Raw genomic sequence first — 24,899 nt, 5'->3', positions numbered from 1 at the left:
TGTCAAGCGTGTGCGCGGGATTGGTCCATACCGGTGGTCGTCTAGAGCGGCAGCGCCTGCCCCGCGGGCTCGACGACGACGGTCCCGGCGGTGGCCGGCGCGGGCACCGCGGGCAGCGGCTCCGGGACCTCGGCCCGCTGCTGGGGAAGGGACACCGGGCGCAGCTGTCGCAGCCCCGAGACCACCGTGTAGTCCTGGCCCAGGAACGGCGGGGTCATCTCCCCGGGGTCCTCGCCCAACGCCAACTGCACCGCGGCCCACGGCGCGTTGACCCCGCACAGCGACAGCTGGTGCAAGCCGCCCGCGGGTCGCGTGTTGACGTCCATCAGCACCGGGGTGTCACCGAACATGCGGAACTGGATGTTGGACAGGTAGTGCAGCCCGAACCCCTCCGCGATCCGCCGCGCGGGCTCCAGCCACTGCTCGTGCAGCGTGAAGCCGCGGCGACGGCCGTTCTTGGTGCGGCCCACCGCCAGCCGGATCCGGTTGTCGGGGCCGGTCAGGCAGTCCACCGACACCTCCGGCTGCTCCAGGCGCGGCATGACCAGCCAGTCGACCGGCTCGTCGGACTGCGTCAGGGCGTCCACGACGAGGTCCAGCGGCACCTGGGGGCCGGGGAACCCGTTGAGGTGAGCGAGCGAGAAGGGGGTGCGCGTGATCACCCGGAAGCCCACCCCGCCCGCGCCAGACGCCGGCTTGAAGCACGCCTTGTGGCCGCCCGCCTCCAACTCCTCGACCGCGACGACGAGTTCCTCGGCGGTGCGCACCCGGTACCAGGGCGGTACGGGCACCCCGATCGCCTGCACGGCCTCGTAGGCGATCACCTTGTCGTGGAAGACGGCCACCGCCTCCGGCGGCGGCGCCAGCAGCGCCGTACCGGCCGCCTCGAACTCCGCGCGGTGCGCCACGACCGCCGCCTGGTGCAGCCGGGGCACGAACACGTCGATGCCGCGCCGGACGCACTGGTCGAGGGCGTACTCGACGTAGGCGGCCGGGGACAGACCCTCCGGCTCCAGTTCGGCGGTGTCGGCGGCGGCCAGCACGGGGGAGTCCGGATCACCGTGCGTCGCATGGATCTCGACCGCCCGGTCACTGGGATTTCGGCGGAGCTGATCCATGAAGAACACGTTCTCCGCGTACGTGCGGTTGAGCCAGACGCGTACGCGAGAGATCATGCAAGCCGCCTTTCGGGGTCTGCGGGCACGGCGCAGCAGGCCGAGCCCGGCCAGGGTGTGTGGAGGGACACCAAAACGTCCCGCGCTGAGGCAGGTTCAAGGCGTTGGTGTTGGGGCGATCATACGGCTTCCCGAGCCCCCGAGTGCAACGCACGGGTTACGGATTGTTCGATCATGAACTGTCTCCGGCGCAAGGCCGAGAGCCGCAGGGCCCGCTTGTCCGCGCGCCGCGAATGTGCTGTCGTGGTCCCATTCGCGTGCTCGGAGGAGGCCAGTGGTGACGTCGAGGGCCGGTGGTGCCGGACAGCTCCTGGCCATCAGCGATCTGCACGTCGGCTACCCGGAGAACCGCGCCCTCGTCGAGCGCATGCGACCGGAGACGGACGAGGACTGGCTGCTCGTCGCCGGTGACGTCGCCGAGACCGTCTCCGCGATCCGCTGGACCCTCCAGACCCTCGCCGCCCGGTTCCGCAAGGTCGTCTGGGTCCCCGGCAACCACGAACTGTGGACCCACCCGAGCGACGAGGTCACCCTGCGCGGCGTCGAGCGCTACGAGCACCTGGTCGCGCTCTGCCGCGAACTCGGCGTCGTCACCCCCGAGGACCCCTACCCCGTCTGGGAGGGCCCCGGCGGCCCCGCCGTCGTCGCCCCGCTGTTCCTGCTCTACGACTACTCCTACCTGCCCGCCGGCTGCGCCACCAAGGACGAGGGACTGGCGTACGCGCACGGCACCGGCATCGTCTGCAACGACGAGCACCTGCTGCACCCCGACCCCTACCCCACCCGCGAGGCCTGGTGCCGGGCCCGGGTGGAGGCGACCGCGCGCAGGCTCGCCGAACTGCCCGAGGACCTGCCCACCATCCCCGTCAACCACTATCCCCTGCACCGGCACCCGACCGAGGTGCTCTGGCACCCCGAGTTCGCCATGTGGTGCGGCACGGAGCTCACCGCGGACTGGCACCGCAGGTTCCGCGTCGACACCATGGTCTACGGTCATCTGCACATCCCGCGGACCACCTGGCAGGACGGTGTCCGCTTCGAAGAGGTGTCGGTCGGATACCCCCGCGAGTGGCGCACCCGCTCCGACCCGCCGGGACGGCTGCGCCGCATACTGCCCAAGGAGGTCGGGCCTCGTGATCGAGGAGCTGCTGCCGGACACGGTGGTGGCCGTGGAGACGTACGGTGACGAGGATGCCGCGCCGCTCTACCCCGAGGAGGCGGCGGTCGTGGCGCGGGCGGTGGACCGGCGCCGACGCGAGTTCACCACGGTACGTGCCTGCGCCCGCCGGGCCATGGACAAGCTCGGCGTCCCGCCGCAGCCCCTCGTCCCCGGCGTCGGCGGCGCCCCCCGCTGGCCCGCCGGTCTGACCGGCAGCATGACCCACTGCGACGGCTACCGCGCCGCCGCCCTGGTCCGCGCCGCCGATCTGGCCGCCCTCGGCATCGACGCCGAGCCCCACAAGCCGCTCCCCGACGGGGTCCTCGCCACCACCTCCGTGCCCGCCGAGGTGGAACGGCTGCGCCGACTGGCCGAGGTGCGGCCCCGGATCCACTGGGACCGGCTGCTGTTCAGCGCCAAGGAGTCCGTCTACAAGGCGTGGTACCCGCTCACCGGGAAGTGGCTGGACTTCACCGAGGCCGACATCGAGTTCCGCGTCGGCCCCGGTGACGGGTTCAGCGGCGGCCTGAGTGCCGAACTCCTCGTCCCCGGACCGACGGTGGGCGGCCGGCGGCTCGGTCGCTTCGAGGGGCGCTGGACCGTCCGGCGCGGGCTGGTCGCGACGGCCGTCGTGGTGCCGCACAGCTGAGCCGGGCGCTCACGGCTGCGGGAACCAGCCCTTCAACAGCCGGAAGAACTCCTCCTCGTTGCCCACGAGCCCCGCGTCGGCCAGCGCCTGCTCCGCCTCCGCGAGCACGGCGGGCGGCACCACGGGTGGTCGCCCCGGGTCGGGCGAACCGTCGAAGGCGGCGCGCACGGTGTGCAGAAGCCGCAGATAGGCCTGGACGGCGGTGCGCTCGCGGTCGGTCATCACGGCGGTGGGCATCGGTCGGCTCTCCCCAAGTCGGCTCAACGGTCACGCACCCGTACCAGGGGTGCACCGTCCAGCTTGCCGCCCACCACTGACAATGAGGCGCGGCGGCGCCCCGGTTCGCCCGCTTAGCGGAGGTGAAACCTCACCGAAATCACCGCGGGAAAAGGCGTTCTACGCTGGGGTGAAGGGCTTTCGGCCGCCGCCCGGCGGCCGGCGAACGGGGAGGCGCGCGTGGTCGACGTCCCGCACCGGCGCCCGGCGCGCACCGTAGGGCTGCGCCCGGTCGGCGACGGTGAACTCACGGTGCGGTACCGGGTCGTGCACGGATACCGCCGTGCCTTCCGGATGGCCGGCGAGGGTCCCGCGCTGGTCCTCGTGCACGGCATCGGTGACTCCTCCGCCACCTGGGCCCGGCTCATCCCCGACCTCGCCCGCACCCACACCGTCATCGCCCCCGACCTGCTCGGCCACGGGGACTCGGACAAACCGCGCGCCGACTACTCGGTGGCCGCGTACGCCAACGGGGTGCGCGATCTGCTGACCACGCTCGGCATCGAGTCGGCCACGCTCGTCGGGCACTCGCTGGGCGGCGGGGTGGCCATGCAGTTCGCCTACCAGTTCCCCGAGCGCACCGAACGGCTCATCCTGGTCAGCGCGGGCGGCGTGGGCCGGGAGGTGAATCCGGTGCTGCGCCTGGTGTCGCTGCCCGGCGCCCACCTGATGCTCTCGACCTTGCGGCTGCCCGGGATGCGGCTGCACGTGGGGCTCGCCGCACGGCTGATGAAGCTCCTCGGCACCGACCTCGGGCAGGACGCGCCCGAACTGCTCCACCTCGTGGACGCGCTGCCGGACGAGACCTCGCGCGACGCCTTCATCCGCACCCTGCGCGCCGTGGTCGACTGGCGCGGCCAGGTGGTGACCATGCTCGACCGCTGCTATCTGACCGAGGGCATGCCGACGATGCTGCTCTGGGGCGACCGCGACAGCGTGGTGCCGGTACGGCACGCGTTCGCGGCGCACGCGGCCATGCCGGGCAGCCGGCTGGAGATCTTCGAGGGGGCGGGGCACTTTCCGTTCCACGCCGATCCCGGGCGGTTCGCCTCGCTGGTCGAGGAGTTCACGGCGGGTACGGCTCCGGCGGACTGGAGCCGTGAGCACTGGCGCGACCTGCTGCGCGAGGGACGGCCGGGCCCGCCGCCCGGCCGCGTCACGGACAGCGACCTGCGCGAGGCGAGCGAACGCAGCGCGACGTGAACGGCGCTCGCGCGAGGCGGGCGAACGCGGCGCGACGTGAACGGCGCTGCGTCACCGCTCAGTTCTGCGGGCCGAGGTATCCCAGCGACGTCTCGATGCGGCCGGCGAGGCGGTCGCGCCGCACGGGGCCGCGCACCGGGGAACCGTCCAGCCAGGTGGTGCACCTGCTGGCCAGAAGGAGGCCGAAGCGCTCGGCCTCCTTCTCCTCGGCCTCGTCGAAGCGGGTGCGGGCGGCGACCTTCAGGACGGCGGCCCGCAGGTCGGCGTCGTCACTGAGCAGACGGGCCGCCACCGCGGCACCCTCGACGTGATGGCTGCAGTGACCGGCCTGCATGTGCCACAGCTCGTGGCCGAGGATCACCAACTGGTGCCCGGGCGCGGTGCGTTCCTCCACGACCACGAGATCCTGGTCGGCCATGTCGAGCCACAGCCCGCTCGCCGTGCCGGGCGGGAAGGCGGCCGTACGGAAGTGGACCGGGCGACCGCGGCGGCGGCTCATCGTGCCGCACAGCGCGCTGTACAGGTCCGTCGGGCGGGCCGGGGCGGTGAGGTTCAGCTCCGCCACCAGCTCGCCGCACAGGCGGCGCATGTCCCTACCGATGCCCACAGTTGTCCCCTCGGCTCACGACTCGGGCCGTTTGACGCTCTCCAGGAGCATGTCCAACCATTCGGCGACCTTGTCGCGGTGCTGGTCGGTGGGCAACTGCGCGGCCCGCCAGGCGATCCCGCGGACGCCGTGGTCCTGCAGCAGCCGCTCCAGCGGGTCACCGGCCGCCGCGGTCGCCTCCTTCTCGCGGTCGGCCAGTTTCTGCAGCAACTCCTGTTCGGTGCGCTGCAACGCACCGGCGAGCGCCTCGGGGTCCTCGGCCGTCAGGAACCCGGCGTGCACCCGGAAGAAGCGCTGGATGGCGTCGCAGTGCTCCATGGTGGGACGCCGGTCGCCGTTGATGAGGGCACCCGCCTGCTGCCGGGACATCCCGGCGCCGTCGGCGATCTCCTGCTGGGTGTACTTGCGGCCGTTGGGCTTGAGCCGGGTGCGGCGCAGCAGGTCCAGGCGTTGCAGGAAACGGGCCTGGACGTCGGGCTCGCCCGCGGGACGGCCGCTCAGCAGCGCCTTGACCACGGGCTCGGGGACGCCGGAGGCCGCGGACAGGCGGCCGGTGCGGAAGACCTCCGCGTGCGGCACGCCGAGCCGGTCGGCGAGTACGGTGACCCGGGCGACGACGGCCGACAGCGCGGCCGGCACCGCGGCGGCGGGACTCGCGAAGCCCTCCGTCACCGACAGATCTCCTACGTCTCTCACTGGCTTCTCACAAGCACATCATCACAAGCGGTTGCCGTGAACTCCGGGGAGAGTAGCCCCTTGTTCGAACTCACGACCAGGTCTCGCCACAACTGTGGCCAATTTCAGCCGTCAACAGGCACGAAATGCCACGATAGTTGACACGCCTTGTGTGCGGGCAGCAGGATCAGGGCGCCGCGTGAAGGCCGCATAGGCAAGAGGGGTGACCTCCCGATGGCACAACAGGCAGGAGGGCAGCGGCCGAAGCCGCGGCCCGCCCCCGACAGTCTTGAGGCCCGGGCGTATCTGGAGGACTACACCACCCTTCTGGAAGCGGTTCCCTTTCCCTCGGTCGTCCTCGACCACCGATGGGACGTCGTGTTGTCGAACACCGGTTTCGCGACACTTTTCCGCGAGGTGGGCCCGCATCCCACCGCCATGCCCGACGACAACTTCCTCAGGTTCGTCCTGTTCCACCCGGACGCGGGCATGGTCCTCGGTGAGCACGAGTCGAGTTGGTGCCTACCGATGCTCGCGCACTTCGCGGCGGCCGTCGAGCGCCACGGCCACGACCACGGACTCCAGGCGATCCGCCGGGACATCGCCCAGGACCCCATCATGGAGGCCGCCTACCGGCACGGGCTGCCGCACTGGATCCGCGCGGTCGGCGAGCGGGCCTTCGCCCTCGACGGGGCGGTCCGTCCGGTCCTGCACCCAGACCCGCGCTGGGGCGCCACCGACTGCCGTGTGGTCGACGAGACACCGGCGACGTTGAAGGAGCTGGGCTACACGCGGCTGACCCTGGTGCTCCGCGAGACCCGCCGCACGTCGTCCAGGTCCCGTGCCGCCCGCCGTTCCGCCGCTCACCTCAGGGTGGTCGCCGCGGCCGAGTGAACGGCGGGTGCCTCGCACCCGGTCACTCCTGTCCACAAGCCCGCGCGCCGTGTGCGCACGCGCCGACGCCACTTCCCGCTGGTGCGCTCGGCGCCGCACGCGGGACGCACCATTCCCAGAAGGTGCGACATGTGACATGGTACTGAGGTGAGCGAGCGACCGACCTGCGACGTCGTGGTCGTCGGAGCCGGAATGGTGGGCGCGGCGTGCGCCCTGTACGCGGCCCGGGCGGGTCTCGACGTGATCGTGGTGGACCGCGGCCCGGTGGCCGGCGGCACCACCGGAGCGGGCGAGGGAAACCTGCTGGTCTCCGACAAGGAACCCGGCCCCGAACTGGACCTCGCCCTGCTGTCGGCGCGCCTGTGGGCGGACCTCGCCGAGGAGTTCGGGGAGACCGTCGAGTACGAGGCCAAGGGCGGCGTGGTGGTCGCCTCGACGCCGGACGGGCTCGACGCCCTGGAACGGTTCGCGCACGGACAGCGCGCCGCCGGGGTCGCCGCCGAAACCGTCGTGGGGGAGCGGCTGTACGACCTCGAACCGCACCTCGCTCCCGGCCTGCCCGGCGGTGTGCTGTATCCGCAGGACTGCCAGGTCATGCCCGCCCTGGCCGCCGCCCACCTCCTGCGGGCCGCCGGCGCCCGCCTGTTGACCGGCCGGCGCGTGACCGACGTCCTGCGCACCCCCACCGGCGCGGTGCGCGGCGTGCGCACCGACCGCGGCGACCTCCACGCCCCGGCGGTCGTCAACGCGGCCGGCACCTGGGGCGCCGAACTGGCCGCGCTCGCGGGAACACACCTCCCCGTCCTCCCGCGGCGCGGCTTCGTCCTGGTCACCGAGCCCCTGCCGCGCCGGGTGCGGCACAAGGTGTACGCCGCCGACTACGTGGCCGACGTGGCCAGCGACTCGGCCGCGCTCCAGACCTCACCCGTCGTGGAAGGCACCGCGGCGGGGCCCGTGTTGATCGGCGCGAGCCGGGAACGCGTCGGCTTCGACCGGTCGTTCTCGCTGCCCGTGCTCCGGGCACTGGCGGCCGGCGCGACGCGGCTGTTCCCGTTCCTCGCGGACGTCCGGGCCCTGCGCGCCTACGTCGGCTTCCGGCCGTACCTGCCCGACCATCTGCCCGCGATCGGCCCCGACCCCCGCGTCCCGGGCCTGCATCACGCTTGCGGCCACGAGGGGGCGGGCATCGGACTCGCCACCGGCACCGGGCACCTGATCGCCCAGGCACTGTCCGGGAAGACACCCGAGCTGGACCTGGCGCCGTTCCGCCCCGACCGTTTCCCCGACCCCGGCGCCGCCCCTGTGCCCGGGGGCGGCCCTGACGAGGAGTCCGTGTGAGATCCCCTCTCGACCTCGCCGACGCCCGGCCCGGCCCGGCGTTCACGGTCACCCTCGACGGCCGGGAGATCGAGGCCCTGCCCGGCCAGACCGTCGCCGCCGCGCTCTGGTCGGCCGGCGTCATCTCCTGGCGCGCCACCCGCGGCGAGGGCCGCCCGCGCGGGGTCTTCTGCGGCATCGGCGTCTGCTTCGACTGCCTGGTGACCGTCAACGACCGCCCCAACCAGCGGGCTTGCCTCGCCCCCCTGAACCCCGGCGACGCCATCCGTACGCAGGAGGGGACGGGCCACGATGAGTGAACGACCCAGCCTCGCCGTCGTCGGCGCCGGTCCCGCGGGCCTCGCCGCCACGATCGCCGCCGCCTCCCGAGGCGTACGGGTCATGCTGCTCGACGCGGCCCCGGGGGCCGGCGGACAGTTCTACCGCCAACCCGCCACCGGCCTCAACGCCCGCCGCCCACACGCCCTCCACCACCAGTGGCGCACCTGGAAGCGGCTCCGCGACGGACTGCACGCCTGTGTCGAGGCGGGCGCGGTACGGCACTTGACGGAGCATCAAGTCTGGTTCGCGGAACGGCTGGACGGCGACTTCGCCGTGCACGCGCTGCGCGGCGCCGGGGAGGAACCCGTCGAGGTACGCGCCGACGCCGTCCTCCTCGCCACCGGAGGCTACGAGAAGGTGCTGCCCTTCCCCGGCTGGACCCTCCCCGGGGTCATCACCGCGGGTGGCGCCCAGGCCATGCTCAAGGGGTCCCTCGCGGTGTCCGGACGCACCGCCGTCGTCGCCGGCACCGGCCCCCTGCTCCTCCCCGTCGCGACCGGCCTCGCCGCGGCCGGAGTGCGGGTCGCCGCACTGGTCGAGGCCGCCGACCCGAAGACCTGCGTACGGCACTCCCGCGCACTGGCCGCCCAGCCCGACAAGGTCGCCGAAGGGGCCTGGTACGCCGCCCAGTTGCTCCAGCACGGGGTGCGCACCCTCGCCCGGCACACCGTCGTCCAGGCGCACGGCGCCGAGCGCCTGGAGGCGGTCACCGTCGCCGCCCTCGACGCCGGCGGACGGGTCAGGGCCGGCACGGAACGCCGTATCGCCTGTGACACGCTGGCCGTCGGCCACGGCATGCTCCCGCACACCGACCTCGCCGAGGCGCTGGGCTGCCGCCTGACCGGCATGGCCGTGCACGTCGACGACGAGCAGCGCACCGACGTGACCGGCGTCTGGGCCGCGGGCGAGACCACCGGTATCGGCGGCTCGGCGCTCTCCCTCGCCGAGGGGCACATCGCGGGACGGTCGATCGCGGCCCGCCTGCACGGCACCGCACCCGACCCGCGCGAGTGGGCCGCCGCCGCGAGGTCCCGTACCCGGCTGCGCGCGTTCTTCGCCGCGCTCGACGCGGTCTGCGCGCCGCCCGTCCACTGGACCGAGCAGGTCACCGACGACACCGTCGTGTGCCGGTGCGAGGAGGTCGCCGCCGGGACGGTCCGCGAGGCGGTGCACGAGCTCGGCGCCGGTGACGTACGGACCGTGAAGCTGCTGACGCGGGCCGGGATGGGCTGGTGCCAGGGCCGGGTGTGCGCACCCGCGGTCGCGGGCCTCGCCGGGTGCGAACTCACCCCCTCCCGGCGGCCGTTCGCCCGCCCCGTACCGCTCGGCGTCCTCGCCCGAGAACTCGACACGCCCCCGAACGAGAGAGAGCCCTCATGACCGGCCACCGCCCCTGGCGCGGCGTCCTCGTCGCCACCGCCCTCCCGCTCAACGACGACCTGAGCGTCGACTACGACCGCTACGCCGAGCATTGCGCCTGGCTGGTCGAGAACGGCTGCGACGGCGTCGTGCCGAACGGGTCCCTCGGCGAGTACCAGGTCCTCACCCCCAGGGAGCGGGCCAGGGTCGTCGAGACGGCGGTGGCCGCCATTGGCGGCGGGCGCGTGATGCCCGGCGTGGCCGCCTACGGCTCCACCGAGGCCCGCCGCTGGGCCGAGCAGGCCGGGGAAGCGGGCTGTGCCTCCGTGATGCTGCTGCCGCCCAACGCCTACCGCGCCGACGAGCGGTCCGTGCTCGCCCACTACGCCGAGGTGGCGCGGGCCGGGCTCCCGGTCGTGGCGTACAACAACCCCATCGACACCAAGGTCGACCTCGTCCCCGAACTGCTGGCCGAACTGCACGCCGAAGGGCACATCCACGCGGTCAAGGAGTTCTCCGGTGATGTCCGCCGCGCCTACCGGATCGCCGAACTCGCCCCGGAACTGGACCTGTTGATCGGCGCTGACGACGTCCTGCTGGAGCTGGCGATCGCCGGCGCCAAGGGCTGGGTGGCCGGCTACCCGAACGCGCTGCCCAGGGCGAGCGTGGAGCTCTACCGGGCGGCGGTCGCGGGCGACCTCGGCACGGCGAGGAAGCTGTACGAGCAGCTGCACCCGCTGCTGCGCTGGGACTCCCAGGTCGAGTTCGTGCAGGCCATCAAACTGTCGATGGACATCGTCGGCCGGTACGGCGGCCCCGTACGCCCGCCGCGCGTCCCGCTGCTGCCCGCGCAGGAGGCCGCGGTCCGGGCGGCCACCGAGCGGGCCGTCGCCGCCGGACTCGCCTGAAGCGGCGTCCCTCCCGTCCCGAGCAGAAGGAGCGTCATGCGCAGCAAACTCGTCCTGCACGCCGTCGACTCGCACACCGAGGGCATGCCCACGCGGGTGATCACCGGCGGTATCGGCACGATCCCCGGCGCGACCATGAACGAGCGGCGGCTGCACTTCCGCCAGCACCGAGACGACATCAAGCAGCTGCTGATGAACGAACCGCGCGGGCACGCGGCGATGAGCGGCGCCGTCCTCCAGCCGCCCACCCGCCCGGACTGCGACTGGGGCGTCATCTACATCGAGGTCTCCGGCTATCTGCCGATGTGCGGCCACGGCACCATCGGGGTGGCCACCGTGCTGGTGGAGACCGGCATGGTCGAGGTCGTCGAACCGGTCACCACCATCCGACTCGACACCCCGGCGGGTCTCGTGGTCGCCGAGGTCGCGGTCGAGGACGGCGCCGCGAAAGAGGTCACCCTCAAGAACGTGCCGTCCTTCTCCGTGGGCCTCGACCGCAAGATCACACTCGCCGACGGGCGCACGGTGACATATGACCTGGCATACGGCGGCAACTTCTACGCCATCCTGCCGCTGGAGGAGTTCGGCCTGCCCTTCGACCGCTCCCGCAAGGACGACATCCTCCAGGCCGGTCTCTCGCTCATGGAGGCGATCAACGCGGAGGAGGAGCCCGTCCACCCCGAGGACCCGTCGATCCGCGGCTGTCACCACGTCCACCTCCTCGCGTCCGGCGCCACCGCCCGCCACTCCCGGCACGCGATGGCCATCCACCCCGGCTGGTTCGACCGCTCACCCTGCGGCACCGGCACCAGCGCGCGCATGGCCCAGCTGCACGCGCGCGGCGAACTCCCCCTGCACACCGAGTTCGTGAACGAGTCCTTCATCGGCACCCGGTTCACCGGACGGCTGCTCGACACCACCGAGGTCGCCGGCATCCCCGCCGTCCTGCCCAGCTTCACCGGCCGGGCGTGGATCACCGGCACCGCCCAGTACCTGCTCGACCCGACCGACCCGTTCCCGGCGGGATTCGTCCTGTAGGGCGGGGTGGCGGACAGGGCGGTGCGAGGGACAGGGCCGGCATGGAACGGGACCCGGCATCGCCCGGTGTCCGGCCCCGGACGCGCGGCCCGATAATGGGTCGATAGCGCGTGACATAGCACCCGTAGGAGAGCCCATGCCCGCCGCCCGCACCAGCTCGCCCGCCGCCGCCCCGGCCCTTCCCAGCCTCGGCGGCCAGAAGCGCAGCTACCGGGAGCGGGTCGCCGAGTCCCTGCGGGCCGCGCTGATCGCCGGTGAGCTGCTGCCCGGCGAGGTGTACTCCGCGCCGACGCTCGCCGCCCGCTTCGGCGTCTCGGCGACCCCGGTCCGCGAGGCCATGCTGGACCTGGCCAAGGAGGGGCTGGTCGACACCGTTCCCAACAAGGGCTTCCGGGTCACCGCGGTCTCCGAGAAGCAGCTCGACGAGTACACCCACATCCGTGCCCTGGTGGAGATCCCGACGGTGGTGGACCTGGCCAGGACCGCCGGACCCGCTTCCCTGGAGGCGCTGCGCCCGGCGGCCCGGGAGATCGTGCAGGCGGCGGCCCGCGGTGACCTCGTCGCCCATGTCGAGGCCGACACCCGCTTCCACCTCGGCCTGCTCGCCCTCGCCGGCAACGACCACCTCGTCGAGGTCGTCGGCGACCTGCGAGGACGCTCCCGCCTGTACGGCCTCACCGCCCTGCTGGAGTCGGGCCGCCTGCTGGCCTCCGCCGAGGAGCACCTGGAGCTCCTGGACGCGCTCACCGCCCGGGACGAGGACGCGGTCCGCGAGGTGATGACCCGTCACATAGGCCATGTGCGGGGTCTGTGGGCGGCCCAGTAGGCGGACCTCGGTGCCGACCCCGGGGTGCGCCCCGCGGTCCGGTTCAACGGGGCGGAGGTGTATCGGCCTTGAGCACCTCCTGAGGTGTCCCGCGCTTCGCCGCCTGGATCTGCTCGTACACATGGGTCCGCAGTTCGGCGAAGCGCGGCGCCACCCGCGTGTGCAACTGGTCGCGCTCGTCAGGGAGATCGACCTTGAGCTGTTCCTGGACGACGGTGGGGGAGGCCGACAGCACGATCACCCGTTGGCCGAGGTACACCGCCTCGTCGATGTCGTGGGTGACGAAGAGGATCGTGATGCCGCGCTCCCGCCACAGCCGCCGTACCAGGTCCTCGAGATCGGCGCGGGTCTGGGCGTCCACCGCCGCGAACGGCTCGTCCATGAGCAGCACTTCGGGCTCGTACGCCAGCGCCCGGGCGATCGCCACCCGCTGCTGCATACCGCCGGACAGTTGCCAGGGGTACGCCCCGGCCGCGTCCGCGAGCCCCACCGACCCCAGCGCGTCGGCGACCAGCTCCCGGCGCCGCTGCCTGGACAGGTCCTTCTGCCTGAGCGGGAGTTCGACGTTCTCGCCGACGCGCTTCCAGGGGAACAGGCTGCGGCCGTACTCCTGGAAGACGAAGGCCATCCCGGGCGGCGGACCGCTCACCTTCTTCCCCGCCAGCAGGACGTCGCCGCCCGTCGGCGTGAGCAGCCCGCCCACGCACTTCAGCAGGGTCGTCTTGCCGCAGCCCGACGGGCCGACCAGGCAGACGAGTTCGCCCGCCTCGACGGTGAAGGTGAGGTCGCGCACCGCCTCCACGCGGCGCCCGGACCCCTCGTAGACCTTGTTCAGACCGCGTACGTCGAGCATGGACCGCCCTTTCGTGAGCGTCACGGGGACCGCCGGGTCTGGGCCCGCAGACCGTGGTACCAGCCGAGCACCCGCCGCTCGACCAGCTGGAAGACGACGGAGAGCAGGAAGCCGAGCAGGCCGAGGACGAGGATGCCGGTCCACATGTCGGGGACGGCGAAGCTGCGTTGGAACTGCACGATGGTGAAGCCGATTCCGTCGCTGGCGGCGAACATCTCGCTGATGACCATGAGGATGATGCCGATCGACAGGGCCTGGCGCAGGCCGGCGAAGATCTGCGGGCTCGCCGAGCGCAGCACGACCTCCCTCAGCCGTGCGAGGCCCGTGATGCCGTACGAGCGGGCCGTCTCCGCCATCACGGAGTCCACCGCGCGCACGCCCTCGACGGTGTTGAGCAGGATCGGCCAGACGCAGCCGCTGGCGATCACGAGGATCTTCATGGTGTCGCCGATGCCGGCGAACAGCATGATGACCGGAACCAGCACCGGCGGCGGCACCGCCCGCAGGAACTCCAGGACCGGCTCGCACACCGCCCGCACCCGCCGGTAGGAGCCGATGACCGTGCCGAGCGCGACCCCCACGACCGCGGCGACGGCGTAACCGGCCGTGAGGCGCAGCAGACTGGGCAGGACGTCGTTCCTGAGCCGCTCGCCCGTCCACACGTCCGGGAAGGTCTCGAAAATGGTCCGCAGCGGTGGCCAGAACACGTTCGTGCTGCCGTCGGAGGCGAACCACCAGGCCGCCGTCAGCAGCAGCGGCAGGGCGAGCACGAAGAAGACCCGCAGCAGCACGCCCCTCACACCGCCACCTCCCCGCGCACCGACTGGTGCCACGCCAGGGCCCGCCGCTCCACGGTACGCGCGCCCACGTTGACGAGCAGCCCCAGCACACCGGTCACCACGATCAGCGCGTACATCTCCGGCACCGCCTGGGAGTTCTGGGCGACGGCGATACGCGCCCCCAACCCCGGCGCGCCGATGACGAGTTCGGCGGTGATGGCGAGGATCAGCGCGACCGCCGCGGCGAGCCGGACACCGGTCATGACGTACGGCAGCGCGGTCGGCCACAGCACGTGCCGCACCCGCGCCCAGGTGCCCAGACCGTACGACCGCGCCGTCTCCTCGGCGACCGGGTCGACGTCCCGGACGCCGTACAGGACCTGGATGAGCACCTGCCAGAACGACGCGTACACCACGAGCAGGAGCACCGACCTCAGCTCGGTGCCGTACAGCAGCACCGCCAGCGGGATCAGCGCGACCGAGGGGATGGGGCGCAGGAACTCGATGGTGGAGGCCGTGACGTCGCGCAGGTACGGCACGACCGCGATGAGGACGCCGAGCACGATCCCGGCGCAGGACGCGATCGCCAGGCCCAGCGCCCAGCCGGTGAGGGTGTCGCCGAGCGCGGTCCAGAAGGTGTCGTCGGAGAGCTCGGTGCCGAGGGCGTCGGCGATGCGGCTCGTGGGCGGGAAGTAGTCCTCCTCGACGAGGCCGAGCCGCGGCACCGCCTCGCCCAGGGCGAGGAAGGTCGCGAGCCCGGCTGCGCCGAGCGCGAGGTTCAGTCCCCTCACGGCAGCAGCTTGTCCAGGTCGGGGGCCGTCTGGAAGAGGCCGTCGTCCTGACCGAGCTTCTCCAGCGCGTCGAGCGAGGCGCGGTTCGGGTCGGCGGGCCAGGCCGGCAGGGTGACCTTCGCCAGCACCGCCGCCGGGATCTTCGTGTAGGAGGTGACGATCTGCCGGGCCTCGTCGGGGTGGGCGTCCGCGTAGGAGAGGGACTCGGCGAGGGCGTCCTTGAACTTCGTCACGAGGGCCGCGTTCCGCTGCTCGTACGAGGTGGAGGTGAAGTACATCGCCACCGTCAGGTTCGGGGCGACGTCCACCAGCGGCGAGGCGATCTCACGGCCGCCCTGGCTCTTGACGGTGGCCAGCGCCGGCTCGACCACCATGGCCGCGTCGATGTCACCACCGTCGAGGGCGGCCGGCATCTGGTCGAAGGCGAGCTCCACGAACTTCACCTTGTCCGGGTCGCCGCCCGCCTTGCGCACCGACGCGCGCACCGCGGTCTCGTTGATGTTCTTGAGGGTGTTGATGGCGACCTTCTTGCCCTCGAGCTGGTCGGCCGTCTTGATCGAGCTGTCGCCCTTCACGGTGAGCGCCCCGAAGTCCTTGCCCTGGACGCCTGTTGAGGCGATGCCGTTGGAGACGACCTTCACCGGCACGTTGTGGGACTGGGCGATCATCAGTGACGTGGAGTTGGAGAAGCCGAACTGGTACTGCCCGCTGGCCACGGCGGGCACGATCGCCGCTCCGCCTTGCGCGAGCGATATCTCCAGTTCCAGGCCCCGCTTCTTGAAGAAGCCCTTCTCCTGCCCCAGATAGAGCGGGGCGACATCGACGATCGGGATGACGCCGACCTTCACCTTGGTGGTGCCGCCGGGCGACGACGCCTTGTCCGACCCCGAATCGTCCCCGGACGAGCCACAGGCGGACACGGTGACCAGGAATGCTCCGGCCGCTAAGACGGCGAGCACACGACGCATGGCTCCTCCTGCACAGACTTCATGGTTCCGACAGGGTGTGCGCATAGCGCACAGTGGTGCACAGCGCGAAAGGTAGAGTCTTTGCCCGCCGCGGTCAATGGCTTTTGCTGACAGTATTGTTGACAATTGTCGGGATGTGTGTCCGGCCCGACGCCGCGACGCACGTCACGCGTCCCTGTGGAGGCGACGATGCCTGCACCAGCCCGCGCCCCGCACTTCGTCCGCTCCTTCGAGCGGGGTCTCGCCGTGATCCGCGCATTCGACGCGGAACACCCGGAACTGACGCTCAGTGAGGTCGCGCGCACCTGCGGACTGACCCGCGCGGCGACCCGCCGCTTTCTGCTGACCCTCGCCGACCTCGGATACGTGCACGCCGACGGCCGCACGTTCCGGCTCACCCCACGCGTACTGGAGCTCGGCTACGCCTACCTCGCGGGCTTCTCGCTGGCGCAGATCGCCGAGCCGCATCTGGAGCAACTGGTCGACCGGACCAGGGAATCGTCGTCCCTGTGCGTGCTCGACGGCGACGACATCGTGTACGTCGCCCGGGTGCCCGCCCGCCGCATCATGGCCGCCGCGATCACCGTCGGCACCCGCTTCCCGGCCCACGTCACCTCCGTGGGCCGCGTGATCCTCGCCCATCTGCCCCGCGAGGAACGGGAGTCGAGGCTGGCCCGCACCGAACTGCGGCCGCTGACCCCGCGCACGATCGTCTCCGCGGACCTGCTCCGGGCCGAGCTGGAGAGGGTGCGGGCGCGCGGATACGCCATCGTCGACCAGGAGTTGGAGGAGGGACTGCGCTCGATCGCCGCCCCGGTGCGGGACCGGGGCGGCGAGGTGGTCGCGGCGGTGAACATCCCGGTGCACGCCAGCCGCGACACCCTGGCGTCGCTCCGCCGCGACCTGCTGCCCCCTCTGCTGGACACCGTCGCGGGGATCGAGACGGACCTGCGGATGGCTACAGGTCGAGGACGAGCCGCCGCCCCCGGCACCGGGACACACAGATCATCATCGTCTCCCCGGCCTCCCGCTCCTCGTCCGTGAGGACCGAGTCCCGGTGGTCCGGATCGCCGTCCAGGACATCGGTCTCGCAGGTCCCGCAGGTGCCCTCGGTGCAGGAGAACAACACCTCGACACCGGCGGCGCGCACCGCGTCCAGCACGGTCACCTCGGGCGGGACCGTCACCGTACGGCCGCTGCGCGCCAACTCGACCTCGAACTCGGTGTTCTCACCGGACGCCTGGTCCTTGGGCGTGAACCGTTCCAGGTGCAGCAGCTCCGCCGGGCAGCGCGCCTGGACCGCGTCCAGCAGCGCGGCGGGCCCGCAGCAGTACACGAGCGTGCCCTCGGGGACGTCGTCGAGCACCGACGCCAGGTCCAGCAGCCCCGTCTCGTCCTGGGGCGCGACCGTGACGCGCTCGCCGTAGCCGCTCAACTCCCGCGTGAACGCCATGGAGTCGCGGGTGCGGCCGCCGTACAGCAGGGTCCACTGCGCGCCCCGGGCCTCCGCCTCGGCCAGCATCGGCAGGATCGGTGTGATGCCGATACCGCCGGCGATGAACCGGTAGCGGGGCGCGGGCCTGAGCGCGAAGTGGTTGCGCGGCCCGCGCACCCGGACCTTGTCACCCTGCCCCAACTGCTCGTGCACATGGGCGGATCCACCCCGCCCGGCCGGCTCCCGCAGCACCGCGATCCGCCAGGTGTCCCGGTCGGCCGGGTCGCCGCACAGCGAGTACTGCCGCTCCAGGCCGGGGCCGAGCACGACGTCGACATGGGCGCCCGGCTCCCACGCGGGCAGCCGCTCGCCCAGCGGGTGGCGCAGGGTGAGGGCGAGCACCCCCTCGGCCGCGGACTCCCGCCGCTCGACGACGAGTTCGGCTTCGTAGACCGTCATGAACTGCTTCCTCGTGGTTCGTGTCCCTGCGGATGGGCCAGCATCCACTCCCACATCTCGACCGGATCCTGCGAGGTGTGTTCGCGGCCGCAATGACAGGTGCCGTGCAGCACGTCCGTGCCCGGCAGCCAGTCGATGCGGTAGATCTCTCCCGTCCGGCCGGTCACCGGACCTTCTCCACGGGCTTCGCGCCCTCCTCGACCAGCCGGGTGAGGATGCGGCGGGCGGCCAGTCCGCCGGTGTCGATGTTGATGCTCAGCTCCTGGTACCCCGTCCGCTCGGTACCGAGCGTCTTCTGGAGCAGGTTGAGCGCGTCGACGTCCTGCATGACGACGGTGTGGTTGTTCTTCCGCAGGAACTCGGTGACCTCGTCGTTTCCGGTCGCCCAGTCCCGCGAGACCATCCAGAAGTCGTACACCTTGCCGTCCGAGGAAGGGGTGATGGCGTACGTGACCTCGGTGTGGAAGCCGTTCGGGTCGCTGCCGTCCGCCTCGGGCACCACCCCGACCGGGGCGACGCGGCTGTGCAGCAGGTACAGGCACGGCGCGTGGTACTCGATGTCCTGCCAGCGGGTGATCCGGCCGGTGATCCCGGTGGATTTGGCGTAGAACGGCGGGCACTCGGCGTCGTCCATGTGCCGGCTCACCCGCACGATCCCCGCGCCCTCGTCGACCTCGGTGGTGATCGGCGTCTCGGCGACCTCCGGGGTGCCGATGTAGCCGCCGTGCAGATAGGTCTCGTGCGAGAGGTCGAGCAGGTTGTCGACGAGCAGCCCGTAGTCGGCGTCGATGGGTTCCATGCCGCGCACGGTGACCCAGCCGGGGGAGTCCAGGTGCCTGGCCCGCGGGATGGTGCCGGCGTCGGCGAGGGCGGGGTCGCCGATCCACACCCAGATCAGGGAGTCCTGCTCGACGACCGGGTACGAGGCGACGCGCGCCGTGCGCGGCACGCGTTTCTGCCCCGGCACGTACACACAGGTGCCGGTCGTGTCGTAGGTGAACCCGTGGTACCCGCACACGATCCGGTCGCCGTCCAGCCGGCTCGGCTTCTCGTGCAGCGGGAACCTGCGGTGCACACACCGGTCGGCCAGCGCGACCGGCGTATTCTCCTCCTCGGTCCGGTAGAAGACGAGCGGCTCATCGAGGATGGTCCGGCCGAGCAACTCCTCGCGCCCCACCTCGTGGCTGTACGCGGCGACGTACCACTGGTTCCTGGCGAAAGCGGTCATGTGAGGCATGGGGCTGGCTCCCGTCTCTCTGTGATGGCGCCATCGTCGGGAAGCGCGTCGGGGAGGCGCAATACCGCTTCCGTCTCACGGAAGGGACGATGCGAATCTCCTGGTCAGAGGGGTGAGGGAGATGCGCGTAACGGCCCGCACACTTGTTCGCCGTACCATCGACGCAGGCTGCCGGTGCAGATCACGCCGGGGCCTTGAGTCCCCACAGCGAGCACAGTCGAGGAAACGGTGACAGACACCCACGGAGCAGCCCGGCCCGGCCAGCTGTCGATCGACCGCACCAGCGTCGACGGCGTCCGGGTGGTCACCCTGCGCGGCGAGATCGACCACACCGTCAAGGACATGCTCAGCGAGGTCCTCCTGGCCCACGACGGATCGGCGCCCCCGCGAACCGTGGCGGACCTCAGCGGTGTGACCTTCATGGACTCCAGCGGCATCAACTTCTTCGTCGCCGCCCATCAGGCCGCGAGTGACGGCCAGGGGTGGGTGCGCATCGCCGCCGCCCAGGAATCGGTGCTACGGCTCCTGGAGATCGTCGGCCTGGACGAGGTCATCGGCTGCCATCCCACCGTCGAACAGGCCCTGACCGCCTGACTCGCGCCGTTCCCGGCCACCGCGTCTCCGCCCTCCGCAGGCGACGTTCTGACACCTCCGGTAACGTCGCCGGGCGGCGTGCCGATTGGCCGCTCTTCCCGAGACGTCATCTCCGGGGGAATCAATATCTGTTCCCGAGGGATCAGGTTTTGGGTGGTCATGCGGCGGGAGTTTTTGGGACGAAGAGCAGAGGGCGATTTCCCAACGCACACAGGCGGCTGGGGCGTGCTACTGTCTATCTCAGTTGCAGTTGTGGTTCCCAAAACTTCAAGTGCCCCCACCGGCTTCTGTCGGTCGGGAGCACTTTTGTATTTCCGGTCATTTCCGGGCGGGGTAATCATCGCAGCGACACGGCGTCCGCAAGGTGTGGACGCCGACGCACTGCCCCGAAGGAGATATGACATGGCTACTGGTACCGTGAAGTGGTTCAACGCGGAAAAGGGCTTCGGCTTCATCGAGCAGGACGGTGGCGGCGCCGACGTGTTCGCCCACTACTCGAACATTTCCGCGCAGGGCTTCCGTGAGCTGCTCGAAGGCCAGAAGGTGGCCTTCGACATCGCCCAGGGCCAGAAGGGCCCGACGGCCGAGAACATCGTTCCGGCCTGACGCTCACGCGCAATCCGTAGCTGGGGCCCGCATCCTTCGGGGTGCGGGCCCCAGCTGCACGCGTATTCCGCGGCGGTTTTCACCCGCGGGGCGCCCCGAAGGAATCTGCGGTACCTCCGCAAGCGGTTCCTCCTTCAGGACGCCAAGGCATCCTGAAGTGCTGCACCGCAGCCGGCGCCCGGATCGCGAGATCTTCACCGCGTCACCAAATTCAGCACCTGTGCCCACGGATATGTGTTCCCGGCCAGATCTGCTTTCTTTTTTCCAACGGTCCATACTTGTAATTCTCCACGCCATTCATCGCGGCCAGAATTCCTTGGTATGTGCCACATCGAGGAAGGTTCCGCATGAACCGCACGTACACGAACGACCGCTCCGCCCGCACCCGTGACGGCCGTGCCGACGCCGGTAGGGGCGGCGGCTACCGCTCGCAGGCACCGCGTCGTACCGGCGCGCCCGTCCGCTCCGGCGGTTACGGCCGTCGGCCCGCCGCCGTGCAGGGTGAGTTCGCGCTGCCCAAGACGATCACCCCCGCGCTGCCGGCGGTCGAGGCCTTCGCCGATCTCGACATGCCCGAGCAGCTGCTGGCCGAACTCGGCAGGCAGGGTGTGACCGCGCCGTTCCCGATCCAGGGCGCGACGCTGCCGAACTCCCTGGCGGGCCGTGACGTTCTGGGCCGCGGCCGCACCGGGTCCGGCAAGACCCTGGCCTTCGGCCTCGCCCTGCTCGCCCGCACCGCCGGACAGCGCGCCGAGCCCCGCCAGCCGCTGGGACTGATCCTCGTCCCCACGCGCGAGCTGGCACAGCAGGTGACCGACGCGCTGACCCCGTACGCCCGCTCCGTGCGGTTGCGGCTGGCCACGGTGGTGGGCGGCATGTCCATCGGCCGGCAGGCCAGTGCGCTGCGCGGTGGCGCCGAGGTCGTCGTCGCGACGCCGGGCCGGCTCAAGGACCTCATCGACCGCGGCGAATGCCGGCTGAACCACGTGGGCATCACCGTGCTGGACGAGGCCGACCAGATGGCCGACATGGGCTTCATGCCCCAGGTCACCGCGCTGCTCGACCAGGTGCGCCCGGAAGGGCAGCGGATGTTGTTCTCCGCCACCCTGGACCGCAACGTCGACCTGCTGGTACGCCGCTACCTGACCGACCCCGTCGTGCACTCCGTCGACCCGTCGGCCGGTGCGGTCACGACGATGGAGCATCACGTCCTGCACGTCCACGGCGCCGACAAGCACGCCGCCACGACCGAGATCGCCGCCCGCGACGGCCGCGTGATCATGTTCCTGGACACCAAGCACGCCGTCGACAGGCTGACCCAGGACCTGCTCAACAGCGGGGTGCGGGCCGCCGCGCTGCACGGCGGCAAGTCGCAGCCGCAGCGCACCCGCACGCTGGCGCAGTTCAAGACGGGGCACGTCACCGTGCTGGTGGCGACCAACGTCGCCGCGCGCGGCATCCACGTCGACAACCTCGACCTGGTCGTCAACGTCGACCCGCCGACCGACCACAAGGACTACCTCCACCGCGGCGGCCGCACCGCCCGCGCCGGCGAGTCCGGCAGCGTCGTCACCCTGGTCACGCCGAACCAGCGCCGAGGCATGGTCCGTCTGATGTCGGACGCCGGGATCCAGCCGCAGACCACCCAGGTCCGCTCGGGCGACGAGGCCCTGAGCCGGATCACCGGCGCCCAGGCCCCGTCCGGCATCCCCGTCGTCATCACCGCACCGGTGGTCGAACGCCCCAAGCGCAGCGCCACGTCCCGAGGCCGTCGCCGCCCCGCCTCGGCGGCCAGGCGCACCTCCGCACGCCAGTCCGGCTTCGGCTCGGTGGCCTAGAACCGTCTGACCGGGTAAGCGGACGCGACCCGAAACCCGATCCATAGTGTGGGCCCGACCGGTACGCCGGTCGGGCCCACACTGCTTGAACCATCCGTGGACCGCGCGGGCTGCCGGCCGAGGCGGACTACCTCATCTTTGAGTACGCGGAAATCTATGCCAGCCACAGTAGACATTCGTTGGCGATGTGGTTATGGTTTCTCTCGTAGTCGAGATCGAGCAAGGCCCGGCAGAGATGAACTGCCGGGCAGTAGTACGCAGTTGCAGTGCGCAGGACGGTGCGGTGGTGGAGTTCCGAAGCCAGGGCAGTTGCAGGACGGCGACGGGACTGACGACCGGACCGGGTGGCCCGCAGTGATCAGGGGCCGCCATGAGCAGTACCAGGCAAGTGAGGTTCGCAGTACCCCGCAGTGAAGTCAGTGAGTAGTTGATCAAGAGGGAGAACGGAGGAGCCGAACACCATCAGGATCGCCCGGGCGGAAATCTTGGACCCGGGTACCGCAGGACATCGATAGTGAGGTGGTCTCCGGTCAAGCAACCGCGATCCCCGCGCCCCCGACGGCAACTCGGTCGGGTCCGCGGAAACACAGGGCCGGCGCAGTATCAGGGCCGGCAGATGGTGTAGTAGTTCCTTCGGGGCCCTGGCGGCAGTACGGCGTCAGGGCCCCTCCACGCGTTCCGCAGAGAGGTGCGATGACAGCAGACGACACATTCGGCCGTCTCGATGACGACGACTACCCCGCCTACACCATGGGCCGAGCCGCCGAACTGCTCGGCACCACCCAGGGCTTCCTCCGCGCCATCGGTGACGCCCGCCTCATCACCCCACTCCGCTCCGCAGGTGGACACCGCCGCTACTCCCGCTACCAGCTGCGCATCGCCGCCCGCGCCCGGGAACTCGTCGACCAGGGCACCCCCATCGAGGCCGCCTGCCGGATCGTCATCCTCGAGGACCAGCTCGCGGAAGCCCAGCGCCTCAACGCCGAATACCGCCGTGCCGCCGAAAGGGTGAACCCCACGGCAGCCTGAGATGAGCGTGCCCGTCAGCGTCGGCGGGCACCGCACACGCGGTATCGGCGCGCGGTGTGATCATTTTCTCTGGTGACACGGCATGCGGGCGTGTAGCGTCTGCGTCAGCTGTCGTGGTTCGGAATTCCCTCTTGCCCACGCCTTTGGCGTGGGCGTTTTGCTGTGCAGTGCCGCAGGGACCAGGGCGACCACCTCCGTCTCCCGCATCGAGTGGGAGGCGTTCATCGACTGGAAGGCATGAGACATGGCTACGGGAACTGTGAAGTGGTTCAACGCGGAAAAGGGCTTCGGCTTCATCGCCCAGGACGGCGGCGGCCCGGATGTCTTCGCGCACTACTCCGCGATCAACTCCACCGGCTTTCGTGAGCTCCAGGAGGGCCAGGCCGTGACGTTCGACGTCACCCAGGGCCAGAAGGGTCCGCAGGCCGAGAACATCAACGTGGCCTGACCTCGCAGGTCTGCCCGAAAGATCGCGCACGAGCGGCGGCCGTCCGGCCGCCGCTCGTGCGGTTTCTCCAGCCGCCGGCCAGACCCGCCAGGCGATACCGAGTTCGCGGCCTCCGCAGCCGCGATGGCCGACCCTGGGCACCGTGGCTCCGTCAGCTCGGAGCGTGCCCTCTTATCGTGTCCCGGCTGTGTGGTCGCCGGCCCTGGGGCTGGGAAGGGGCGCCCGCGCCTTCTCACGGCGGAGCGCGTGGGCGATGGCCCGCGCCTCGACGCCTGCCTGCCGAAGGACCCCTGTGAGGGGATTGGTGTATCCGGCGAAGTACAGGCGCGCGGCTTCGGGATGGGTCTGTGCCCCTACGGCGAGGGGTTGTCCGTCCTCGTCGAGTACGCCCAGGGAGCCGACCAGGTCATGCAGGTCGGGCCGGTAGCCGGTGGCCGCGATGACGGTGTCGGGTCGCAGGCGGGCGCCGTCGACCAGGATCACCTCGGGGCCGTCGAACGCCCGGACGGCCGCGACCGGTTCGACCCGCCCGGACCGGACGGCGTCCACGAAGCCGTGGTCGAGCACCGGGTTGACCCCTTCGCGGGCATTGCGGGTGTACAGGCCCGTGCGAGGCCGCGGCAGTCCCCGTGAGGTCAGGTCGGGGACCGCGAGACGCTGCATGAGCAGGGAGGTTCGGTCCCGCCATGCGAGCGGGAGGGCTTCCGTCAGCCGGCCGACCGCATGCCATCGGGCGCTGGAGCGGGGCAGGATGTTGGGCGGGGTACGGACGGCGATCCATACCCGTTCGGCTCCGGCCCCGGCCAGGACGCCGGCGATCTCGGTACCGCTGTTACCGGCGCCGACCACCAGGACGCCCTGCCCGCGGTAGGGGGCCGGAGAGCGGTACCGCGCCGAGTGCAGCAGCGTGCCGGTGAAGGTCGAACGCCCCGGCCACTGAGGCAGGTTGGGGGTACGGCAGCGGCCCGTGGCCACCACGACCGCACCGGTGGTCACCGGACCGCCGGGGGTGTGGACCAGCCACTGTGCTCCCGAACCGGGCCCGGCCCGTTCAACGCGCTGCACCGGGGTGCTCAGCCGGACGTCGAGCCGGTGGCGGGCGACGTAACGCTCCAGGTATCGCACATACTCGTCCCGGCTCACCCACGGGCCCGCCTGGCGTGGCACCGACAGGCCGGGGAGCTTCGAGGAGCCGGGGGTGGTGTGCAGGCGTAGATGGGCATAGCGCTGCACCCAGCTCGCGCCCACTCGGTCCGACCGTTCCAGGATCACGGTCGGCACCCCGGCGCGGCGCAGCAGCGCGGCGACCGCCAGACCGTGAGGGCCGGCTCCGATCACGATCGTGGGAGCGCTGAAGTCTCGCTGTGGTGTCGGGAGCATCGCCTCCTACAACGGCGGACCGGCGCTCACGTCACGCTCAACGTGCAGGCGGGC

Annotated in this window: 28 protein-coding genes; 16 read left to right on the top strand and 12 right to left on the bottom strand. The window is 71.4% G+C overall.

The annotated features are described in order from the left end of the window. Positions 1 to 41: 41 nt before the first annotated feature. Positions 42 to 1,175 (bottom strand): ATP-grasp domain-containing protein, encoded by a 1,134-nt coding sequence (locus ACZ56U_RS20225; RefSeq protein WP_469085363.1) that lies wholly within the window; start codon positions 1,173 to 1,175, stop codon positions 42 to 44. A 277-nt stretch (positions 1,176 to 1,452) separates the two neighbouring features. On the opposite strand from ACZ56U_RS20225, the gene ACZ56U_RS20220 reads away from it, so the two are divergent. Continuing rightward, positions 1,453 to 2,361: a metallophosphoesterase family protein gene (locus tag ACZ56U_RS20220; protein ID WP_469085362.1), complete on the top strand. Its 909-nt coding sequence runs from the start codon at positions 1,453 to 1,455 to the stop codon at positions 2,359 to 2,361. Further along, complete coding sequence (locus ACZ56U_RS20215; protein ID WP_469085361.1) at positions 2,309 to 2,983, top strand: 4'-phosphopantetheinyl transferase family protein; 675 nt, start codon at positions 2,309 to 2,311, stop codon at positions 2,981 to 2,983. Before ACZ56U_RS20220 ends, ACZ56U_RS20215 begins: the two co-directional genes overlap by 53 nt. Before the next feature lie 9 nt (positions 2,984 to 2,992). On the opposite strand, the gene ACZ56U_RS20210 is transcribed toward ACZ56U_RS20215, so the two are convergent. Continuing rightward, on the bottom strand, positions 2,993 to 3,220 hold the full coding sequence (locus tag ACZ56U_RS20210; RefSeq protein WP_469085360.1) for a hypothetical protein: 228 nt from the start codon (positions 3,218 to 3,220) through the stop codon (positions 2,993 to 2,995). A gap of 219 nt (positions 3,221 to 3,439) precedes the next feature. Between ACZ56U_RS20210 and ACZ56U_RS20205 the strand changes: the two genes are divergently transcribed. Then, positions 3,440 to 4,462, top strand: coding sequence for an alpha/beta fold hydrolase (locus ACZ56U_RS20205; RefSeq protein WP_469085359.1), 1,023 nt, complete (start codon positions 3,440 to 3,442; stop codon positions 4,460 to 4,462). 58 nt (positions 4,463 to 4,520) lie between these two features. Here the strand turns inward: ACZ56U_RS20205 and ACZ56U_RS20200 are convergent, their stop codons facing one another. Together ACZ56U_RS20200 and ACZ56U_RS20195 are read right to left on the bottom strand one after the other, a co-directional pair. Then, positions 4,521 to 5,051 carry a toxin-antitoxin system, toxin component gene (locus ACZ56U_RS20200; protein ID WP_469085452.1) on the bottom strand — a complete coding sequence of 177 codons (531 nt, stop codon included), beginning with the start codon at positions 5,049 to 5,051 and terminating at the stop codon, positions 4,521 to 4,523. Positions 5,052 to 5,084: 33 nt separating this feature from the next. After that, complete coding sequence (locus ACZ56U_RS20195; protein ID WP_469085358.1) at positions 5,085 to 5,741, bottom strand: helix-turn-helix domain-containing protein; 657 nt, start codon at positions 5,739 to 5,741, stop codon at positions 5,085 to 5,087. A 237-nt stretch (positions 5,742 to 5,978) separates the two neighbouring features. On the opposite strand from ACZ56U_RS20195, the gene ACZ56U_RS20190 reads away from it, so the two are divergent. From ACZ56U_RS20190 to ACZ56U_RS20160, 7 genes are all read left to right on the top strand, one after another. Then, positions 5,979 to 6,638, top strand: coding sequence for an MmyB family transcriptional regulator (locus tag ACZ56U_RS20190; protein ID WP_469085357.1), 660 nt, complete (start codon positions 5,979 to 5,981; stop codon positions 6,636 to 6,638). A 147-nt stretch (positions 6,639 to 6,785) separates the two neighbouring features. Further along, on the top strand, positions 6,786 to 7,976 hold the full coding sequence (locus ACZ56U_RS20185; RefSeq protein ID WP_469085356.1) for an NAD(P)/FAD-dependent oxidoreductase: 1,191 nt from the start codon (positions 6,786 to 6,788) through the stop codon (positions 7,974 to 7,976). Continuing rightward, complete coding sequence (locus ACZ56U_RS20180; protein ID WP_469085355.1) at positions 7,973 to 8,275, top strand: (2Fe-2S)-binding protein; 303 nt, start codon at positions 7,973 to 7,975, stop codon at positions 8,273 to 8,275. Before ACZ56U_RS20185 ends, ACZ56U_RS20180 begins: the two co-directional genes overlap by 4 nt. Beyond that, a complete protein-coding gene (locus ACZ56U_RS20175; RefSeq protein ID WP_469085354.1) occupies positions 8,268 to 9,677 on the top strand; it encodes an FAD/NAD(P)-dependent oxidoreductase in 1,410 nt (469 codons plus the stop codon). The genes ACZ56U_RS20180 and ACZ56U_RS20175 overlap by 8 nt, the downstream gene beginning before the upstream one ends. Further along, on the top strand, positions 9,674 to 10,564 hold the full coding sequence (locus ACZ56U_RS20170) for a dihydrodipicolinate synthase family protein (RefSeq protein WP_469085353.1): 891 nt from the start codon (positions 9,674 to 9,676) through the stop codon (positions 10,562 to 10,564). The genes ACZ56U_RS20175 and ACZ56U_RS20170 overlap by 4 nt, the downstream gene beginning before the upstream one ends. A 36-nt stretch (positions 10,565 to 10,600) precedes the next feature. After that, a complete protein-coding gene (locus ACZ56U_RS20165) occupies positions 10,601 to 11,602 on the top strand; it encodes a proline racemase family protein (RefSeq protein WP_469085352.1) in 1,002 nt (333 codons plus the stop codon). A gap of 136 nt (positions 11,603 to 11,738) precedes the next feature. Then, complete coding sequence (locus ACZ56U_RS20160) at positions 11,739 to 12,428, top strand: GntR family transcriptional regulator (protein ID WP_469085351.1); 690 nt, start codon at positions 11,739 to 11,741, stop codon at positions 12,426 to 12,428. 43 nt (positions 12,429 to 12,471) lie between these two features. Here the strand turns inward: ACZ56U_RS20160 and ACZ56U_RS20155 are convergent, their stop codons facing one another. The 4 genes from ACZ56U_RS20155 to ACZ56U_RS20140 are packed head-to-tail and all read right to left on the bottom strand — an operon-like array spanning position 12,472 to position 15,819. After that, the gene (locus ACZ56U_RS20155; RefSeq protein ID WP_469085350.1) at positions 12,472 to 13,281 is read right to left on the bottom strand and encodes an ABC transporter ATP-binding protein; all 810 of its coding nucleotides are present in this window, start codon (positions 13,279 to 13,281) and stop codon (positions 12,472 to 12,474) included. 20 nt (positions 13,282 to 13,301) lie between these two features. Next, a complete protein-coding gene (locus ACZ56U_RS20150) occupies positions 13,302 to 14,081 on the bottom strand; it encodes an ABC transporter permease (protein WP_469085349.1) in 780 nt (259 codons plus the stop codon). Next, on the bottom strand, positions 14,078 to 14,851 hold the full coding sequence (locus ACZ56U_RS20145; RefSeq protein ID WP_469085348.1) for an ABC transporter permease: 774 nt from the start codon (positions 14,849 to 14,851) through the stop codon (positions 14,078 to 14,080). The genes ACZ56U_RS20150 and ACZ56U_RS20145 overlap by 4 nt, the downstream gene beginning before the upstream one ends. Beyond that, positions 14,848 to 15,819 (bottom strand): ABC transporter substrate-binding protein, encoded by a 972-nt coding sequence (locus tag ACZ56U_RS20140; RefSeq protein ID WP_469085347.1) that lies wholly within the window; start codon positions 15,817 to 15,819, stop codon positions 14,848 to 14,850. The genes ACZ56U_RS20145 and ACZ56U_RS20140 overlap by 4 nt, the downstream gene beginning before the upstream one ends. Before the next feature lie 189 nt (positions 15,820 to 16,008). Here ACZ56U_RS20140 and ACZ56U_RS20135 point away from each other — a divergent pair, with 189 nt between their 5' ends. Continuing rightward, positions 16,009 to 16,863: an IclR family transcriptional regulator domain-containing protein gene (locus ACZ56U_RS20135; protein WP_469085346.1), complete on the top strand. Its 855-nt coding sequence runs from the start codon at positions 16,009 to 16,011 to the stop codon at positions 16,861 to 16,863. Here the strand turns inward: ACZ56U_RS20135 and ACZ56U_RS20130 are convergent. From ACZ56U_RS20130 to ACZ56U_RS20120, 3 genes are read right to left on the bottom strand one after another with little or no spacing between them, the layout of a single operon-like run. Further along, the gene (locus ACZ56U_RS20130; protein ID WP_469085345.1) at positions 16,778 to 17,713 is read right to left on the bottom strand and encodes a PDR/VanB family oxidoreductase; all 936 of its coding nucleotides are present in this window, start codon (positions 17,711 to 17,713) and stop codon (positions 16,778 to 16,780) included. The two genes, ACZ56U_RS20135 and ACZ56U_RS20130, sit on opposite strands and share 86 nt — an antisense overlap. Next, positions 17,710 to 17,880 carry a hypothetical protein gene (locus ACZ56U_RS20125; RefSeq protein WP_469085344.1) on the bottom strand — a complete coding sequence of 57 codons (171 nt, stop codon included), beginning with the start codon at positions 17,878 to 17,880 and terminating at the stop codon, positions 17,710 to 17,712. Before ACZ56U_RS20125 ends, ACZ56U_RS20130 begins: the two co-directional genes overlap by 4 nt. Further along, positions 17,877 to 18,950, bottom strand: a complete 1,074-nt coding sequence (locus tag ACZ56U_RS20120; RefSeq protein ID WP_469085343.1) for a Rieske 2Fe-2S domain-containing protein — start codon at positions 18,948 to 18,950, stop codon at positions 17,877 to 17,879. Before ACZ56U_RS20120 ends, ACZ56U_RS20125 begins: the two co-directional genes overlap by 4 nt. 228 nt (positions 18,951 to 19,178) lie before the next feature. Between ACZ56U_RS20120 and ACZ56U_RS20115 the strand changes: the two genes are divergently transcribed. The 5 genes from ACZ56U_RS20115 to ACZ56U_RS20095 all read left to right on the top strand — a co-directional run bounded on the left by ACZ56U_RS20115 (position 19,179) and on the right by ACZ56U_RS20095 (position 23,465). Next, positions 19,179 to 19,544, top strand: a complete 366-nt coding sequence (locus tag ACZ56U_RS20115) for an STAS domain-containing protein (RefSeq protein ID WP_469085342.1) — start codon at positions 19,179 to 19,181, stop codon at positions 19,542 to 19,544. Positions 19,545 to 19,946: 402 nt separating this feature from the next. Continuing rightward, the gene (locus ACZ56U_RS20110; protein ID WP_469085341.1) at positions 19,947 to 20,150 is read left to right on the top strand and encodes a cold-shock protein; all 204 of its coding nucleotides are present in this window, start codon (positions 19,947 to 19,949) and stop codon (positions 20,148 to 20,150) included. A 347-nt stretch (positions 20,151 to 20,497) separates the two neighbouring features. Further along, positions 20,498 to 21,988, top strand: coding sequence for a DEAD/DEAH box helicase (locus tag ACZ56U_RS20105; RefSeq protein ID WP_469085340.1), 1,491 nt, complete (start codon positions 20,498 to 20,500; stop codon positions 21,986 to 21,988). Positions 21,989 to 22,681: 693 nt separating this feature from the next. Continuing rightward, positions 22,682 to 23,017 (top strand): MerR family transcriptional regulator, encoded by a 336-nt coding sequence (locus ACZ56U_RS20100; protein WP_469085339.1) that lies wholly within the window; start codon positions 22,682 to 22,684, stop codon positions 23,015 to 23,017. Between the two features lie 244 nt (positions 23,018 to 23,261). Next, positions 23,262 to 23,465, top strand: coding sequence for a cold-shock protein (locus tag ACZ56U_RS20095; protein WP_031104458.1), 204 nt, complete (start codon positions 23,262 to 23,264; stop codon positions 23,463 to 23,465). Positions 23,466 to 23,636: 171 nt separating this feature from the next. Here the strand turns inward: ACZ56U_RS20095 and ACZ56U_RS20090 are convergent, their stop codons facing one another. Further along, positions 23,637 to 24,845 (bottom strand): flavin-containing monooxygenase, encoded by a 1,209-nt coding sequence (locus ACZ56U_RS20090; protein WP_469085338.1) that lies wholly within the window; start codon positions 24,843 to 24,845, stop codon positions 23,637 to 23,639. Positions 24,846 to 24,899 lie beyond the last annotated feature (54 nt).

It is taken from the genome of Streptomyces sp. NPDC034103, from assembly GCF_055575395.1.
Note: the sequence above shows the minus strand (reverse complement) of the source record. Positions and strands in the feature narration are given on the sequence as shown.